This window comes from Actinoplanes sp. NPDC023714, assembly GCF_040639855.1.
GTDB lineage: Bacteria > Actinomycetota > Actinomycetes > Mycobacteriales > Micromonosporaceae > Actinoplanes.
Genome location: NZ_JBFAAR010000015.1, coordinates 173,788 through 190,346 on the forward strand (window position 1 = coordinate 173,788; position 16,559 = coordinate 190,346).

At 72.2% G+C, this 16,559-nt stretch carries 15 protein-coding genes; 9 read left to right on the forward strand and 6 right to left on the reverse strand.

The window, feature by feature from the left end:
* The first annotated feature begins 315 nt into the window (after positions 1-315).
* Positions 316-2,100, forward strand: coding sequence for a hypothetical protein (locus AB0G10_RS40875; RefSeq protein ID WP_360935119.1), 1,785 nt, complete (start codon positions 316-318; stop codon positions 2,098-2,100).
* 414 nt (positions 2,101-2,514) lie between these two features.
* Here AB0G10_RS40875 and AB0G10_RS40880 read toward each other — a convergent pair whose 3' ends face one another.
* Together AB0G10_RS40880 and AB0G10_RS40885 are read right to left on the reverse strand one after the other, a co-directional pair.
* Positions 2,515-4,527, reverse strand: coding sequence for a hypothetical protein (locus AB0G10_RS40880; protein ID WP_360935122.1), 2,013 nt, complete (start codon positions 4,525-4,527; stop codon positions 2,515-2,517).
* Positions 4,524-4,847, reverse strand: a complete 324-nt coding sequence (locus tag AB0G10_RS40885; RefSeq protein WP_360935125.1) for a hypothetical protein — start codon at positions 4,845-4,847, stop codon at positions 4,524-4,526. The genes AB0G10_RS40880 and AB0G10_RS40885 overlap by 4 nt, the downstream gene beginning before the upstream one ends.
* Before the next feature lie 193 nt (positions 4,848-5,040).
* Here AB0G10_RS40885 and AB0G10_RS40890 point away from each other — a divergent pair, with 193 nt between their 5' ends.
* On the forward strand, positions 5,041-5,388 hold the full coding sequence (locus tag AB0G10_RS40890; RefSeq protein WP_360935128.1) for a DoxX family protein: 348 nt from the start codon (positions 5,041-5,043) through the stop codon (positions 5,386-5,388).
* On the opposite strand, the gene AB0G10_RS40895 is transcribed toward AB0G10_RS40890, so the two are convergent.
* Both AB0G10_RS40895 and AB0G10_RS40900 read right to left on the reverse strand, forming a co-directional pair.
* A complete protein-coding gene (locus AB0G10_RS40895; RefSeq protein ID WP_360935131.1) occupies positions 5,382-5,765 on the reverse strand; it encodes a hypothetical protein in 384 nt (127 codons plus the stop codon). The genes AB0G10_RS40890 and AB0G10_RS40895 overlap by 7 nt on opposite strands.
* 34 nt (positions 5,766-5,799) lie before the next feature.
* Entirely contained in the window at positions 5,800-6,198 is a 399-nt protein-coding gene (locus AB0G10_RS40900; protein WP_360935134.1) for a VOC family protein, read from the reverse strand.
* A gap of 53 nt (positions 6,199-6,251) precedes the next feature.
* Here AB0G10_RS40900 and AB0G10_RS40905 point away from each other — a divergent pair, with 53 nt between their 5' ends.
* Positions 6,252-7,178 carry a WYL domain-containing protein gene (locus AB0G10_RS40905; protein ID WP_360935137.1) on the forward strand — a complete coding sequence of 309 codons (927 nt, stop codon included), beginning with the start codon at positions 6,252-6,254 and terminating at the stop codon, positions 7,176-7,178.
* A gap of 54 nt (positions 7,179-7,232) precedes the next feature.
* On the opposite strand, the gene AB0G10_RS40910 is transcribed toward AB0G10_RS40905, so the two are convergent.
* The gene (locus AB0G10_RS40910; protein ID WP_360935140.1) at positions 7,233-8,312 is read right to left on the reverse strand and encodes a pyridoxal phosphate-dependent aminotransferase; all 1,080 of its coding nucleotides are present in this window, start codon (positions 8,310-8,312) and stop codon (positions 7,233-7,235) included.
* Between the two features lie 63 nt (positions 8,313-8,375).
* On the opposite strand from AB0G10_RS40910, the gene AB0G10_RS40915 reads away from it, so the two are divergent.
* Complete coding sequence (locus AB0G10_RS40915; RefSeq protein WP_360935143.1) at positions 8,376-9,833, forward strand: PLP-dependent aminotransferase family protein; 1,458 nt, start codon at positions 8,376-8,378, stop codon at positions 9,831-9,833.
* Positions 9,834-9,840: 7 nt separating this feature from the next.
* On the opposite strand, the gene AB0G10_RS40920 is transcribed toward AB0G10_RS40915, so the two are convergent.
* Positions 9,841-10,275, reverse strand: coding sequence for an Lrp/AsnC family transcriptional regulator (locus AB0G10_RS40920; RefSeq protein ID WP_360935146.1), 435 nt, complete (start codon positions 10,273-10,275; stop codon positions 9,841-9,843).
* 140 nt (positions 10,276-10,415) lie between these two features.
* Here AB0G10_RS40920 and AB0G10_RS40925 point away from each other — a divergent pair, with 140 nt between their 5' ends.
* From AB0G10_RS40925 to AB0G10_RS40945, 5 genes are all read left to right on the forward strand, one after another.
* Positions 10,416-11,501: a thiamine pyrophosphate-dependent dehydrogenase E1 component subunit alpha gene (locus tag AB0G10_RS40925; protein WP_360935149.1), complete on the forward strand. Its 1,086-nt coding sequence runs from the start codon at positions 10,416-10,418 to the stop codon at positions 11,499-11,501.
* Positions 11,501-12,481, forward strand: coding sequence for an alpha-ketoacid dehydrogenase subunit beta (locus tag AB0G10_RS40930; protein WP_360935152.1), 981 nt, complete (start codon positions 11,501-11,503; stop codon positions 12,479-12,481). The genes AB0G10_RS40925 and AB0G10_RS40930 overlap by 1 nt, the downstream gene beginning before the upstream one ends.
* On the forward strand, positions 12,478-13,719 hold the full coding sequence (locus tag AB0G10_RS40935) for a dihydrolipoamide acetyltransferase family protein (protein ID WP_360935155.1): 1,242 nt from the start codon (positions 12,478-12,480) through the stop codon (positions 13,717-13,719). Before AB0G10_RS40930 ends, AB0G10_RS40935 begins: the two co-directional genes overlap by 4 nt.
* 102 nt (positions 13,720-13,821) lie before the next feature.
* Positions 13,822-15,432, forward strand: coding sequence for a methyl-accepting chemotaxis protein (locus AB0G10_RS40940; RefSeq protein WP_360935158.1), 1,611 nt, complete (start codon positions 13,822-13,824; stop codon positions 15,430-15,432).
* Positions 15,433-15,491: 59 nt separating this feature from the next.
* A complete protein-coding gene (locus AB0G10_RS40945; RefSeq protein ID WP_360935161.1) occupies positions 15,492-16,502 on the forward strand; it encodes a peptidoglycan-binding domain-containing protein in 1,011 nt (336 codons plus the stop codon).
* The last annotated feature ends 57 nt before the right edge of the window (positions 16,503-16,559 follow it).

Here is a 16,559-nt window from a genome sequence, read left to right on the forward strand (position 1 = left end):
GCTTCGGACGGTCCGCAGCGCGTCAGGCTGGAGGTGCACGAGTCGCGGCCACCGGCCTCCGACTTTTCTGACTTATCCGAAGTTCCGTATCTTTCCTGCTCGGGCGGGCTGTCGCTGACCTGGCTCACCGGCGGCACGGGCGAGGCCGACCTCGACCTCGGCGCAGGCGGCTACTACCGGGTGCGCGTCGGCCGCTCGGCCGCCCTCCCGGCCGAGCACTCATCACGCGGGCGTCCTGGCGACCTCCCTGCCGAGCACTCCGCCGCCGGGCGCTCGGCCGATCTTTCATCGCCCGGGCGTCCGGCCGATCGTTGGGTGCTTCAGTTCTGGCCCGTTTCGGACATCGAGCCTCCGATCTGGCTGCAACGCGCGCGACCTGCGGCCGGCGCCGGCAACAGTGGGTGGCTGAGCGAGCTCGGGTACGCCGTGATGGAGCTCTCCGGCATGGTGCAGGCGACGGCCGTGGCGCACGGCGGGGCGGTGACCGCCGACCAGGTCGACCAGTGGGGGCGGGACCACCAGCGCCCGGACGGCTGGCTCGACACCCCGGTCTGGCCGCTGCCCCGGACGCCGCTGCCGACCGGGCACGCCGACCTCGACCGGCGCAACGCCGGCCAGCACGCCGAGGCGGTCCGGCGCCTCGAAGCCCAGCAGCGCCGGCTCGACGAGATCGCCGCCGAGCTCGGCGTCCCGCCGGTGCTGCTCAAACGCGACGGCCTGCCACTGCTCGCCGCGGCCGGCATCCTGGTGCGCGAGGGCACTGATCGTTATCGGACCGGGGAACCGGCTCGGGTCGACACCGTCCTGTCCCTGCCGCCGGAGCGGGAACGGATGGTGCGGGCACAGGACGCCCGCAGCCGCTACGGCCGGCTCGCCGAGGATCTCGAGGCCGTGCTGCGCTGGTCGGAGCGGATCCCGTTCGAGGTCACGGCCGCGGACCTGGCGGCGCGGCTGCTCGTGGACGAGGACGATCTGCGGGCCGGGCTGGAGTACGCCGAGGAGTCCGGTCTGCTGCACGTCACCGCCCGGGACGAGGGGCGGCTCGGGCTCGCGCTCGGCCGCCGGCCGGCGCCGGCTTCCGTTTCCCCGGATCGACTTCCGTCCTCCACGGCGCAGCCTCCGGGAAAACAGCCCTCTTCCTCTCCGGACCGGCCCACCCGTTTCCTCGGAAAAGGGACCATCCGGATGGGCGCCATGGTGCGGTTCACTTCGGGCTCACGACCAGCGCGGCGCATTTCCCGGCCCGCCATTCCGTTCGGCCCTCCGCCGCGTGCCGGGATGCTGCTTTCCGACGGGACCATCACGCACGGTTCTGACGGCGTACCCATGAAGAATGTGCGGCTGGAAGCCGCGGCATGGACCCGGGCCGTGCAGACGGCTCGCGGCATTCTGGTGGCCGGGCCGAATCGGGTGGCCGAGCTTATCGACGCCCATGGCGGCATTGACGTCATTGACGATGTACGGCAACCCGACCTGCTCCTCATGGGCGATGGCCGACGCGTCGTGGTGTCCGAGAACGACCAGAACCGTCTCCGCGTCGTGGATCTCGACGGCGGTCCGACCGTCACGATGCCGTGGCCGGCCGACCGCCCGATCGCGCCGGTCGGCGCGCACGGGCACACGGTCTACTTCACGGGCGGCCACGGCGACACGATGAGCTGGACCCCCGGTGGCGAGCCGCGGGTGGCGGCACACCCCTTCCAGCAGATCGACCCGCTCACCGGAACCGGCCTGACCCGCACCAGCCAGGGCATCACGGTGATCCGCCCCGACCACACCTCGATCACCGTCCCGGTAGACCTGACCGCGCGCCTGACCCTGGGCGGTGACCGACTTTGGACAGCCCGCGCCAATCCCCCGGCGGTGACCGTCTTCCCCATTCGCCCCCATCCGAAGCCGCAGGTGCACTGGTTGCCGGAAGGCTCCTACAGCGAGCCGATCTGGGAGGACGGCGACCACATCATTCTGTGCCTGCAACCGTGGCATTCCCAGCCCGAACCGTCGGCCGGAATCCGCCTCTCCCTCCGCACCGGGGCCATCGAACGGCTGCCCACCCAGGGCCGCCCCATGCTCTTCATAGAGCCGCTCCCCCACCCCTGAACGCCGCCCCCGGCGCCGGCTGCACACCAGGGCTCGATCGGCGCCCGATTTGTCGCCCTGTCGTGCAGCCAAGCGGGACCGGCTGTACAGCAGGGCTGCCTTCCCGCCCGAAATGCCGCCCTGTCGTGCAGCCAAGCGGGACTGGCTGTACAGCAGGGCTGCTCCCCCGCCCGAAATGTCGCCCTGTCGTGCAGCTCGGCGGCCGGCCGGGTTGCAGGGCGACGCGGGCGACTGCGGTTGGCTGCCGGGCGTGGCTGGCTGCCGGCGTGAGGTGGTGTAGGTGTAGTACGGCGCGGCCTCGTCCATCGCCGCCTCCAGGACGGCCAGGACCTGACACCGCGACCGGCCCGGAGGCCGCGACCAGCCGGGAAGGCGCAACCGGGCGGGAAGGCCGCGACCGGCGGGAAGGCGAGATCAGCCGGGGATCTGCGGATAGGTGACCGGGGACGGCATGGGCTGCTGGCGCGGCAGGCGGCGGTTCAGGCGCCGGCGCTCCAGGGCGATCCAGTCGCGGCCGTCGGCGGCCACCGCCTCGAGGATGTGCAGGGCGCTCGTCACGCCGGACGCGTCGGAGGCGAGGCGGGACAGGTGATCCGGGTTCTCGCTGACGTAGTCGATCGCGTCGTCGGTGAAGTCGTCGAGCAGGACGCGGATCGCGTGGCCGTCGACCAGGGCGAGCTGGAACGCCTGCCGGGTGACGACCTTCTCGTCGCCGGCGCGGAGACCCACCTCGGTGACCTGGACCGAGCCGATCGCGTCGTACCGGAAGGTGGTCCGCCGCTCCCCCGAGAACGTGCCGGTCACGAAGTCGAGGCGGGCCTGCACCTGGCGGACACCGCCCTCGGTGAGCAGGAAGAGCAGGACCGTGTACGCCGAATGCCGGAACGGCCCTCCCACATCCCGGGCACGCATGCTGCGCGGCGCCGCCTCGGTGAGCGTCAGATGGGTGAGCAGGTCGCGGTTGGCCAGCCGGTAGTCACTCATCACCCCGCGCTTCCAGTAGGCGAGGTCGAGCGCGAGCCAGAGCCCCATCTCGACGTCGGTCGGGCGGTCGGCGAGCCAGGCGGTCCACCGCTCGAAGGCCGCCAGCTCCTCGCGGTGCTGCTGTTCGAATTCGGTCGTGTCGAGGGCGAGGCGGCGACGTTCGCCGTACAGGGCGAGGCCGCCGCGGTGGGCGAACCGGGCGCCGTAGAAGAGCATCGGGGCGGCCAGGACCAGCGAGCAGAACGTCAGCGCCGTCATCGCGAACAGGACGATCACGACGGCGGCCGCGAGTGCGGCGACGCCGGCCAGGAATGCGGGCGGGGCCGCGGCGATCCGGTGGCGCCGGAAGTCGTCGAGGCTGCCGTCCCGCCAGCGCGCGGCGGTCACTTCGGCGTGGTGAGCGGCCAGATATCTGATCGACTCCGGTCGCACGCCGCTGCCGGCGTACCGATCGGCAAGGTCCGCGTGCAGCGCCGCGCGCACGCCGGCGGTGTCCTGCCAGAAGGCCTCGCGCATCTGCGGCTCGCGCGGCCGGCGGCTCGCGAAGGCGTCCTCGACGATCGCGGCGACCCGGTCGGCGAAGTGCGAATACACGGCAGGAGCGCGCCCACGGAACGCGGCCTCCTTCGCGGCGAGACGGCTGCGCAGGAAGGCGCGTTCGAGACCGTGCCGGACCACCGCCCAACCACCGGCAACCAGGAGAACGAAAACGGTCACGGCGGCGATCACACTACGGGCGGCGGCGGCCTGCACAAGCGTCACCGCGCCGAAGAACAGCAGCGCGCCCCCGCCGGCGAGCGGCAGCCAGGTCGATTCGGCGGGCGCCGGGCGGGCGACTTTCGCGATCGGCGGGACGGGATCCGGTTCGAAGAATTTGGGTACGCGGGCCGCCCGGTCCCCGGACGTCCGGGCATGACCAACGTGGTCGGCGTTGAGCTGCTCGATGTGGTCCTGCGCCACGCCGGAGAGCATGAGACTGAGATGACGCTCGATGTCGGCGCGATCAGGATCGGGCAGGGTCGAGTACGCGCTGAGCGCCTGATCGAGCGGGCCGGCGGTCAGCAGCGCGTTCACCAGCATCCGGATCACCTCGACGCAGCGCCACCAGCGGCCGCTCGGGTACTGCTGGGCCATCACGAACGCCTGCTCGAGCTGGTTCATGTCGCCGCTGCCCAGACTGGTCAGCGACCGTCCACTGAGCACGGACAGCGTCCAGTGGTAGGCGATCTCGGCGGAGCTCATCCGGTCCTCGAAGACCAGGGCGGAGAGGCGGCGCTCGGCCTCCCGGGGCGACCCGCCCCGCAGGTAGTGGACCGCCACCTGGAGCTTCTCGGCCGGGGTCGCGGCCGGCGCGGTCCGGTAGACGTAGGCGTTGCCGTGCAGCACGCCGATCTGCATGCCGACGTCGGCGTCGCCGTCGGCCGCCATCGTGTACGTGGTCACGAGCCGAACCCCTGCACGACCGCGATGACCGCGCCGATCAGGGAGCCGTAACCGGCGATCCCCTCGGTCCAGCGCGCCAATCGCGTCAACGCCAGGGTCGCTTCGGCATTGTCGCCGGCCATTATCGCGTTCCGGGCGGCGAGGATCTCGCGGTCGGCGCGGGCGCGTTCCTCGTCGCCGATCGGCGACTGGTCGAGCACGGCTTTCAGGAGGTCGACCGGGCTGGGACCGGACGCGACCGTTCCGGTGTTCTTGCCGATCTGGAGACCGACGGTGGCGTTTCCGGAGGCCACGTTCTGGAAGTTCTCGTTCGAAGACATGCTCGGCTCTCTGACAGGCTGCGGGGCGTCGGCCGGTCATTCTGGCCGCGGCGCAAGGGGCGGCACCCCCGGGCGAACGGCCGATACGCGTCCGAGTTCGCCGTGACCTGCGACGACGGTTCCGGCTACCGGCCGGAATCCCTCGATAGAGGAGTGACGGTCACATTCGTGAGCGGTGGATCGTCCACCATTCATGTCCGCCGCTTACGTCACGGTCACCGTCATCGCCGCGTTTCTCGCCGGGAGCGCCGCCGTCACCTATCTGATCGGCCACGAGTATCCGAAAGCGCAGGCCGACATGAAGGGGATCCCGCGCCGATATGTCCCCGTTCTGGGACTGCTTCTCGCGGCCGGGACGGCCGGATTGGTGCTCGGGTTCGTCGTACCCATGATGGGCTTGATCGCCTCGGGGGGACTGGTGCTGTATTTCGTGGGCGCGCTCATCGCCCATCTGCGCGTCGGGTCACGGAATCTGATCGGCTGGGCCGTCTTCTTCGTCGCGATGGTGGCGACGCTGGTGGTGCAGATCGCCCACTACTGAAGGCCGGAGGGAGAGGATGCCAGAGCCTCGTGGACCCGGCGGCGCAGCACTTCGTACTGTTCGCGGCACCGGGTCAGCGGGTGGGCCGGGCGCGGCTGGACGACGCCGCCCACGACGGTCTCGTGCGCGAAGAACTGGTCGGCCGTGAAGTCGATCTCGCGGCCGTCCGGGAGGCGGTTCCAGTAGTGGTAGCCGACCCGGGAGTCGCCGGCGAAGACCTCGCCGAGGACGAGATCGCCGCCGAGGAGCTCCTGGACGATCAGGGCGGTGACCCCGCACTGGCCCCGGGCCGGATTGCCCGGATGCCAGTGCGGGAGGTCGTGCGGGTCGCAGGTGTCGGCGCCCCAGCAGGCGCGGAAGACGTCGTGGAGAAGCATGGCGGGGACGCTAGGACCTCGACCCGCTCGAGGGTCAACGCTCGAGCACGTCCAGGTAGTGCTGGTTGCGCATGACGCCCAGGATGTTGCCGAACGGGTCGAGCACCGACGCCGTCACATAGCCGGTCCCGCGCTCGGTCGGCTCGTCGTGCGGTGTCGCGCCCAGGTCGAGCAGGCGGCGGTAGGCCGCCTCGACGTCGTCGACCGCCCAGTAGATGATCGCGCCGGACGCCGTCCCGCCGACCGGGTGCGGCGCGAAGGCGCTCTTCAGCACGCCGAACTCGTGCTGGTAGTCGCCGACCCGCCATTCCAGGTAGGCGCCGCCCTTGTCGAAGTAGGGCTCGATCTCGAAGACCGACGTGTACCAGGAGCGGGCCGCCTCCAGGTCGTCGGCGAAGAACGTAACGGTGGTGAATCCGCGAAGTGCAGTCATGCCCTCATCCTGCGACCTTAAGTGCTCACCTTCTGAGCACTTAAGATGACCGGATGCGCGCCGATCGTCTCGTCGCCGCCCTCCTGCTCATGCAGGCGAGGGGCCGGATCACCGCCGCCCAGCTCGCGACCGAGCTGGAGGTGTCGGTCGCCACCGCACGCCGCGATCTGGAGGCGCTGTCGACGGCCGGGATCCCGGTCTATCCGCAGCCCGGCCGGCACGGCGGCTGGCAGCTGATCGGCGGCGCCCGCACCGACCTGAGCGGCCTCTCCTCGGCCGAGGCGCGGGCGCTGTTCCTGCTGGCCGGCCCGGCGTCGGCGGCCTCCGAGGAGGTCCGGGCGGCGATGCGCAAGCTGCTCCGGGCGCTGCCGGAGACCTACCGCGGCGAGGCGCAGGCGGCGGCCGGCGCCGTCGTGGTCGACCCGGCCGGCTGGGGGGAACGCGTCCGGGATCGGCCGCCCGCCGTGACGCTGCTGCAGGAGGCGGTGGTGCGGCAGCAGCGGGTGCGGTTCCGCTACAAGGACGCCGTGCGGGAGGCCGACCCGTGGGGCCTCATCGACAAGGACGGCGTCTGGTACCTGCTGGCCGGCACCGACCGGGGCCAGCGCACCTTCCGCCTCGACCGGATCGGCGACCCCACTCCGACCGGCGCGGGCTTCGAGCGCCCCGACGACTTCACCCTGGCCGCCGCCTGGGACCGGGTGGTCGGCGCGATCGAGGAGCGCCGCTCCCGCACCTGGGCCACCGTGCTGATCGACGAGCGCTTCCTCTGGGTGCTGCGCGACCACTTCGGACGCCACTGCCATCCGGGCGAGGCCGAGGCGGACGGCCGGGTGCGGGTCCGGGTCGGCGCGGCCACGCCACGTGACATCGCCCGGTCGATCGCCGGATGGGGCGCGGCCGCGGAGGTGGTCGAGCCTTCATCGGTACGGGCGGAGCTCGTGCGCATCGGGTCGGAGCTGACAGCCGCGTACACATGAAGTGGTCGCACTCGCGAGGGCGGCGGCGAGGGAAAGCCCTCGGCCGGCGACCCTTCAGCCGGCGAGGGCGGACCCGAGCCGGTCGAGCGCCGCCCGGAACTCCTCCGCCGGCAGGTGACCGAAACCGAGCCGGAAGACGCGGTCGTCCTCGCCGAACCAGGAACCCGGCGCCACCCGAACCTCGAGCTTCTCCAGCCGCCGGTAGAACGACGTGTCCGGGGCCCGCAGGCAGCACAGCGGGCCGCCGTCCGGCACCACCATCTCGACGCCGGCCGCCGACGCCCAGGACCGCAGTTCGCCGAGCCGGTCGCGGAGGAGCTTCGCGCGCTCCGCCAGGATCTCCGGCGCGCGTTCGAGGACCCGGGTCGCCAGGAACTCGTCCACGGTGGAGCACGCGATGGTCGTGTTGAACTTCGCCTCGCGCAGCCGGTCGTACAGATCAGGATCGGTCACGGTGAGCCAGCCCAGTCGCAGGCCGGGAGCGCCGTGCGCCTTCGAGACCGAGCCGCAGGTGACGATGCGTGACGACAGGTTCGCGGCCGAGGCGGGGACTGCTGTGTCCCCGTACGTCGAGAAGTGGTAGGTCTCGTCGACCAGCACCACCGCCTCCGGAGCGCGAGACCGCACCGCATCCAGCAGTTCCCGCAGCTCCGCCGCGGTCAGTCGCACGCCGGCGGGATTCTGCGGCGACGCGAGCGACACCAGCCGGGTACGAGGACCGAGCACCGCGACGATCTCCGCCAGTGGCAGACGGTAACCGTCGTCGAACGATGCCCGTACGATGTCGATGCCGGCCTTCAACGCGGTCGGGACCGTCAGCGCCGGCGGGAAGCAGGGCGCCACCACGACCGCCTGGTCGCCCGGCCCGCACACCGCCTGAGCCAGCAGGAACATCGCCTCGACGGCGCCCACCGTGATCAGCACCTGGCCCGCCTGCACGCCCACGCCGGCCGCGACGAGCGAGCGCAGCCTCGCGTCGCCGCGGGTGGTGCCGTAGCCGAGGGGCACCGCAGCGATCTCTTCGGGCGAGGCCAGCTCACCGACGGTGATCGGCGGGCAGGTGCTCTCCGCGAGGTCGTAGCGCACGTGAGCATCGATCAGCGAGGTCATCGGACTCGTGGCGAAAACGGTCATGTCCCCATCGTGGTCCGCCGCGGGGTCGTGCGGCAGGGCCAATGCCGATAGATTGGTCTGCCGATGGAGCCAATCGAGAAGACGACGCGCCCGGGCCCCGGCGCCGCAGAGCGGCTGGGGCTCAGCGCCGCGGACCGGCTGGGGCTGGTCGAGCGGCTGGGACGGTGGTCGTCCGGGCGCGGCGCGCTCTATCTGCTGCTGGCCGGGCGGCTCCGGACGATGATCGACGACGGCGAGCTGCCGCCGGGGGCGCTGCTGCCGCCGGATCGCACGCTCGCGGCGGCCCTCGCGGTCGGGCGCAGCACCGTCGTGGCCGCCTACGACCTGCTCGCCGGCGAGGGCCGGATCGTGCGCCGGCAGGGCAGCGGCACCCGGGTGGCCGGGCCCGCGTCCGGCACGCCGCGGCCGACCACCGACGCGCCCGCCTTCCTGCACCTGCTCGAACCCCGCGACGGCGTGATCATGCTGGCCTGCGCGGCGCCGGACGCTCCCCCGGCCGAGCTCGCCGAGGCCTACGCGCGCATCCTCCCGGACCTGGCCGGCATCTCCGGGGACATCGGCTACCACCCGACCGGCCATCCCGCGCTGCGCCGGGCCATCGCTGATCGGTACCGGTCACGCGGCCTGCCGACGACGCCCGACCAGATCCTCGTCACGACCGGCGGCCAGCAGGCGCTCACCCTCCTGGCCCGCACCCTGATCCGCCCCGGCGACCGGGTCCTGGTCCAGGCGCCGACCTATTTCGGCGCCCTCGAGGCGTTCCGATCGGAGGGTGCCGTGCTGGGAACCACCCAGGCCGGCGGAGTCTCCCTGAGGTATGGGATCACCGCCTTCCACAATCCGACCGGGGTGGTGACGCCGGAGGCGGAGCGGCATCGGATGGCCTGGTCGGCGGCGGCCTCCGGCGTGCCGCTCATCGACGACGAGGTGCTGACCGATCTGGGCTTTCCCGGTCATCCCTCGCCCCCGCCGATGGCCACCCACGCGCCGGACGTGATCACGATCGGCTCGCTCAGCAAGGTCGTCTGGGGTGGGCTACGCGTGGGCTGGGTCCGGGCCTCGCCGGCGTTGATCGCGCAGTTGGCGCGGATGCGTACGGTGATGGATCTCGGAGGGAACGTCCCGGCGCAACTCGCGGCAGCGGCCCTGCTCCCCCACCTGGATGCGCTCGCCGCGCGATCGGCCGCGCAGCGGCAGGAGCGACACGATCACCTGCGGTCGGAGCTGGGCCGGATGTTGCCGTCGTGGGAGGCCGATCCGGTGCCGGGTGGGCAGACCCTATGGGTACGGATGCCGCACGGTGACGGGCAGTCGTTCGCTCAGGTGGCGCTGCGTCACGGGGTGGCGGTGCTGCCCGGTTCGGGGCTCGACCCCACCGGCGGGAGCAGGGATCGGCTGCGGCTGCATTTCCTCGCGTCGGCGGAGGATCTGACGACGGCGGCCCGGCGGCTCGCCGAGGCCTGGCGGGAGTACGAGGCGAAGCCGCACCGGGAGACCTTCCCGCCGGCGATGGCGATCTGAGAGAAGATCAGGCCCGGGGAGACGACTCCTCGAAGAGCAGCAACGTCCTGGTGGTGACCACGCCCGGCATGCCCTGGATCTCGTCGAGCACCAGGTGCCGCAGCTCGGTGTTGTCGGCCACCCGGACCAGCAGGATCACGTCGAAGTCGCCGCCGACCAGGCCGATGTGGACGACGCCGGGCAGCTCGCGGAGCCGGCCGAGGACCTCCCGCCAGTTCGCCTGCTGCAGGTTGAGCGTCACGTAGGCGGCGGTGGTGAGGCCGGCCGCGACCGGGTCGACGTCGGCGTGGAAGCCGCGGATCACACCGTCCTGCTGGAGGCGGGCGACGCGGGCGTAGGCGTTCGCCCGGGAGATGTGCAGCGTCTCGGCGAGGGTGCGCATGGACATCCGGCCGTCCCGGGCCAGCTCGGCGAGGATGCGCCGGTCGGTGTCGTCGAGCATCGATGCCACCTGTCTCGCCGGGCGGCTCCCCGCGCATCGGATCTTGGACGATTGGACCCCTTGGAGGGCCCCAGCCAGAACAATATCTCGACTTTGCGCGGGATCTGGTGTTCATTTGGCGCGCAAACAAGAATCCGTCCATGACACGTGACGCAGCACACCTGCTGCCGTCCACGGAGCCGGTGACCCTCATCGACCCGGACGGCCACCCCGTTCCGCAGGTCGGCCACTCGATGCCCGACCCCCAGGCCCTGGTGCGCGCCTACGCCGCGCTGATCACCGCACGCCGCTTCAACGACCAGGCGAACGCCCTGGTCCGGCAGGGGCGTCTCGCGGTCTACCCGTCGTCGCACGGACAGGAGGCCTGCCAGGTCGCCTGCGTGCAGGTCCTCGCCGACGGCGACTGGCTCTTCCCGACCTACCGGGACACCGCCGCGATCGTGACCCGCGGCGTCGACCCGGTGCAGGCGCTCACGCTGCTGCGCGGCGACTGGCACAGCGGCTACGACCCCCTGGCGACCCGGGTGGCGCCGCAGGCCACGCCGCTCGCCACCCACCTGCTGCACGCGGTCGGGGTCGCGCACGCCGCCCGGCTCCGCGGCGATGACACCGTGGTCATGGCGGTCTGCGGGGACGGCGCCACCAGCGAGGGCGACTTCCACGAGGCGCTCAACTTCGCGGCCGTCTTCCGGACGCCGGTGGTGTTCCTGGTGCAGAACAACGAATACGCGATCTCGGTGCCTCTGGCGCGGCAGACCGCCGCGCCCTCGCTGGCGCACAAGGGCATCGGGTACGGGGTGAAGGGCGAGCGGGTCGACGGCAACGACGTGGCCGCGCTCCTCGACGTCCTCGGCAGCGCCGTGGATCGGGCCCGCGCCGGCGAGGGGCCGCAGCTCGTGGAGGCGCACACCTACCGGGTGCAGGCGCACACGAACGCCGACGACCCGGGGCGCTACCGGTCGGAGGAGGAGGTGACGCCGTGGCTCGGGCGGGATCCGCTGACGCGCGTGGAGACGTACCTCCGGGGTGCGGGCTTGATCACCGAATCGGATAAATCTGGATTTGTCGCTCAGGCCGAGGCGATCGCCGAACGCATGCGGGCCGGACTCGGCGAAGAACCGGTCGCCGACTACCGGGAGCTCTTCGCGTACGTCTACGCCGAGCCCACCCCCCAGCTGCGCGAGCAGCAGGCCCTGGTCTCCGACGAGCTCGCCCGGGAGAAGTGATGGAAAAGCTGACCATGGCGAACGCGCTCAACCGGGCGCTGCGGGACGCGCTGCGCGCCGACGACACCGTGATGGTCTTCGGCGAGGACGTCGGCCCGCTCGGCGGCGTCTTCCGGATCACCGACGGGCTGACCGCCGAGTTCGGCGACCAGCGCTGCTTCGACACCCCGCTGGCCGAGTCCGGCATCCTCGGCATGGCGATCGGGATGGCGATGAACGGCCTGCGTCCGGTCGTCGAGATGCAGTTCGACGCGTTCGCCTACCCGGCGTTCGAGCAGCTCGTCAGCCACGCCGCGAAGATGCGCAACCGGACCCGCGGCAGGGTCGGGATCCCGCTGGTGATCCGGGTGCCGTACGCCGGCGGCGTCGGCGGGGTGGAGCACCACTGCGACTCGTCGGAGGCGTACTACGCGCACACCCCCGGCCTGCACGTGGTGGCGCCGGCCGACCCGGCGGACGCCTACGGGCTGTTGCGCGCCGCCATCGAGTCCCCCGACCCGGTCGTCTTCCTCGAGCCGAAGAAGCTCTACTTCTCCCGCGCCGAGGCCGACCTGTCACTGCCCGTCCCGCCGATCGGCAGGGCCGTGGTGCGCCGGGAGGGCACCGACGCCACGCTGATCGCCTACGGTCCCGCCGTGCCGGTCGCGCTCGAGGCCGCCGAGGCCGCGGCGCAGGAGGGCCGCAGCCTCCAGGTCGTCGACCTGCGCTCGATCGTGCCGTTCGACGACGAGACCGTCTGCGCGGCGGTCCGCTCCACCGGCCGGGCCGTCGTGGTCGCCGAGGCGGCCGGGTTCGCGAGCGTGTCGTCCGAGGTGGTGGCGCGGGTGACCGAGCGCTGCTTCCACTCGCTGCACGCGCCGATCCGGCGGGTGACCGGGTTCGACATCCCGTACCCGCCGCCGAAGCTGGAGCACGTCCAGCTCCCGTCGGTGGACCGCATCCTCGACGCCGTCGACGAGCTGCAGTGGGAGTACGCGTGAACACGTTCGTGCTGCCCGACCTCGGCGAGGGCCTGACCGAGGCGGAGATCGTGCGCTGGCTGGTCGCCGAGGGCGACGTCATCGAGATCGACCAGCCGGTGGTCGAGGTGGAGACCGCGAAGGCCGTCGTCGAGGTGCCGTCCCCGCACGCCGGCCGGGTCGCCACGCGTCATGTGCCGGAGGGCGCCACCCTCGACGTCGGCGCGCCCCTGATCACGGTGGCGGCGCTCGACACCTACACCGAGGAGGAGCGCGCCGGTTCAGGGAACGTCCTCATCGGGTACGGGACCAGCCCCGCGGCCGGGGGCACCCGCAAACGCCGGCCGCGCGACGCCAGGACGCTCACGAGTGGGCCGCCGGCTGCTTCCCGCGTGGTATCCCCCCTGGTCCGCAAGCTCGCCCGGGATCGTGGCGTCGACGTGGCGACGCTGAAGGGCACGGGTCCCGGCGGTGTGATCACCCGGCGGGACGTAGAGGCGGCACCGACCCCGGTGCCGGCTCCCGGGGCGCCTGACGTGCCGGCTCCCGTGGCGACCGCCGTGCCGGCTCCCGTGGCGGCGGGTTCCGGGGAGCGCCGGATTCCGCTCAGCGGGTTCCGCAAGTCGGTGGCCGCGGTCCTGACCCGCAGCCGGGCGGAGATCCCGGAGGCCACCGTCTGGGTGGACGTCGACTGCACCGCGCTCTGGGAACTGCGGCAACGCTCCGCCCCCGGCCTGATGTCCTATGTGGCGCGGTTCGTGGTGGCGGGGCTGCGCGCCTACCCGGTCCTCAACGCCCGCCTCGACACCGCACGCCAGGAGATCGTCCAGCTCGACCAGATCAATCTCGGACTCGCGGTGCAGAGCGACAGGGGCCTCGTGGTCCCGGCCGTGATCGGCGCCCAGCAGATGACGACCACGATGCTGGACGCGGCGATCAAGGACGTGACGGCCCGCGCCCGCCGCGGCGAGTCGACGCCGGAGGAACTCACGGCCGGCACGTTCACGCTCAACAACTACGGCGCGTTCCACGTCGACGGCAGCGCCGCGATCATCAATCATCCGCAGGTCGCCATGCTCGGCCTGGGAAGGATCATCGATCGCCCCTGGGTGGTCGGCGGTGCTCTGACCGTACGCAAGATCTCGCAATTGTCCTTCGTCTTCGACCATCGGATCTGTGACGGTGGCGTGGCCGCCGGCTTCATGCGCACGGTCGCCGATGCGATGGAGGACCCGGCCTCGGCACTGGCCCACCTCTGACCGTTCCCGGACCCGTCCTGGCATATGGGGCGGGTCCGGCCCTTCGGGGCAATCCAGGGTCTATCGTCAACCCGAGAACTTCTCAAGTCACGGGTGGTGGCGGTGAGCTTCCTTCGCAACCTCAAGATCGGCATGCGCCTCGCGGCCGCTTTCACCGGCGTCTGCCTCTGCATGATCGTCGCCATCGGCATCGGGCTGTGGGGCGAGCATCGCGCCCGCGACGCCACCCGCGATCTCGGCACGGCCGAGGCGACCAGCAGCGCGGCGCTCGTCGCGAAGTTCCGCACCGCCGACTTCAACGGCTGGCAGACCGGGTACGCGTTCGACACCATCCGCGGCGTCGACGGCGCCACCGACGACACGGTCGGGCAGCGCGCCTCGTTCCTCGCCTCGGCGGCCGCCTTCGAGACCGACCTCGACACCCTCCGATCGCTCGGTCTGACCGATCCGGAGTCGGCGCTGGTCTCCGCGATCGAGGAGTCGTTCGAGCAGTTCATGGCGGTCGACGAGCGGATCGTCGCGGGCTATCGGGCGGGCACGCGGGCCGGTGAGCGGGCGGCGAACGCGCTGGTGGCCGGGGAGGCCCTCACGCTGATGGCCGCGATCATCGAGTCGGTCGACGGCCTGGTCGCCAGCACCGACGGCCGCGCCACGGCCGCGAAGTCGGCCGCCGAGGACGCGGCCGCGACCGCCGAGACCTTCATGATCGTGGCGGGAGCGCTCTGCCTGGTCTTCGCGGCGCTCGTCGCCGTCGTGGTGACCCGCAGCATCACCCGGCCGCTGGCCACCACCGTCACGGCGCTGAAGACCGTCGCCGGCAAGGACCTGACCGTGCGGGTCCCGGACACCGGCCGCGACGAGTTCGCCTCGATGGGCCGCGCCATGAACAGCACCCTCGACGTGCTGCGCGGCGCGTTCGCCACGATCACCGAGAACAGCCACACCCTCTCCGACGCCGCCACCGAGCTCACCGCCACCTCCGCGCGGATCGCCGGCGCCGCCGACGCGGCGTCCGGCCGGTCCGACATGATCGCGTCGTCGGCCGAGGAGGTGTCCCGCAGCGTGCAGACGGTCGCGGCCGGCACCGAGGAGATGAACGCCGCGATCCGCGAGATCGCCGACGGCGCCGGCCGGGCCGCCGGCGTCGCCTCGGCGGGCGTCGACAGCGTCCGGGCCGCCTCCGAGACGATCGCCCGGCTCGGCCGGTCCAGCGAGGAGATCAACGGCGTGGTCGCCCTGATCACCACGATCGCCGAGCAGACCAACCTGCTCGCCCTGAACGCGACCATCGAGGCGGCGCGCGCCGGTGAGCTGGGCAAGGGCTTCGCCGTGGTGGCCGGCGAGGTCAAGGATCTGGCGCAGGCCACCTCGCGGGCCACCGTCGACATCGGCGACCGGGTGCAGGCCATCCAGGACGACACCGGGTCGGCGATCGCCGCGATCGACCGGATCGCCGAGATCATCAACGAGGTCAACGAGCACTCGACGACGATCGCGGCCGCCGTCGAGCAGCAGACGGCCACCACGGCCGAGATGGGCCGCAACATCGCCGAGGCCGCGACGGGCTCCAGCGAGATCGCGGCGGGGATCACCGGGGTGGCGTCCGCGAGCCAGGACACCGCGTCCGGGGTGGTGGAGTCGCGGCAGACGGCCGAGCGGCTGGCGGCCATGTCGCACGATCTGCGGGATCTGGTGGGGCAGTTCCGGGCCTGACGCTCTTCACCCGCCTCGGGTGATCCGCCGGGCGCGGGGGCGCTGCGATCCTGGGCCGCATGAACCGGCCCCTGGTGCTGCCCGTGCTGCTGGTGCCCGTGCTGCTGGTCCCGGCCCTGACGGGGTGCGGCGGCGACGGGGATGCCCAGGCGCGGCTGGACGAGAAGCGCGTGGCGGACAGCCGGGAGGCGCTCGCCGCGGCGCAGCAGGAGCTGGTGGCCCGGGTCGACACGTTCTGCCGGAGCAGCACGTCGTACGTCGTCGCCCTGGACCGATACGGCGACCTCATCACGCAGACCGCGCCCACCGTGGCCGACGTCGAGGAGGCGGGCGCCGACCTGGCCGCGCCGCAGTCCGACGTGGCCGAGGCCGCCGAGCAGATCGCCTCCGGTCGCGAGGAGGTGGCCGAGGCCGAGCGGGAACTGGCCGCCCTGACCTCCGCGCCGCCGCCGTCGCCCTCGGCCGTGCCGTCCCTCCCCGCCACCACGGTCGACCGGGTGAAGCAGGCCGAGGCGGACTTCGCCGCGGCGCGGGAGGGCATCACCGGTCAGACACCGCTGCGGCAGGCGTCGGAACGGTTCAACGCGGCCGCCGTGGCCCTGGAGATGGCGTGGATCGGCCTGCTCAGCGAGGCCGGCTGCCTGACCGCGGACCAGCAGAGCCGGGTGCGCGACTACACGATGGCGATCCAGACGTCGCTGGCCGAGGCGGGCCACTACGACGAGGAGGTCGACGGCGTCTACGGCCCGGCGACCGTCGCGGCCGTCGAGGCGTTGCAGAAGGCGCACGACCTCCCGCAGACCGGAACCGTCGACAAGGCCACCGACGCGGCGCTTCGGGAGGAGAACGCGACGTCCTCCCCCACCACCGCGGCCGTGCAGCAGACGTTGAAGCTGGCCGGCTTCTGGCCCGCCCCGGTCGACGGCGTCTGGACCGACGAGCTGACGGCGGCGCTGAAGGAGTTCCAGACCGCCCTCGACGTCGAACCCACCGGAACCGTCGACGCCGCCACCATCGCCGCCGTGGAGAACAGGACGGCGCCCTCTCCGTCCGCCGGTCCCTCAGGTTGACCCTCGACCTGGTCGAGGGGTCAGGCTGTGCCTCCGGACGCCATGAGGAGGAGGACC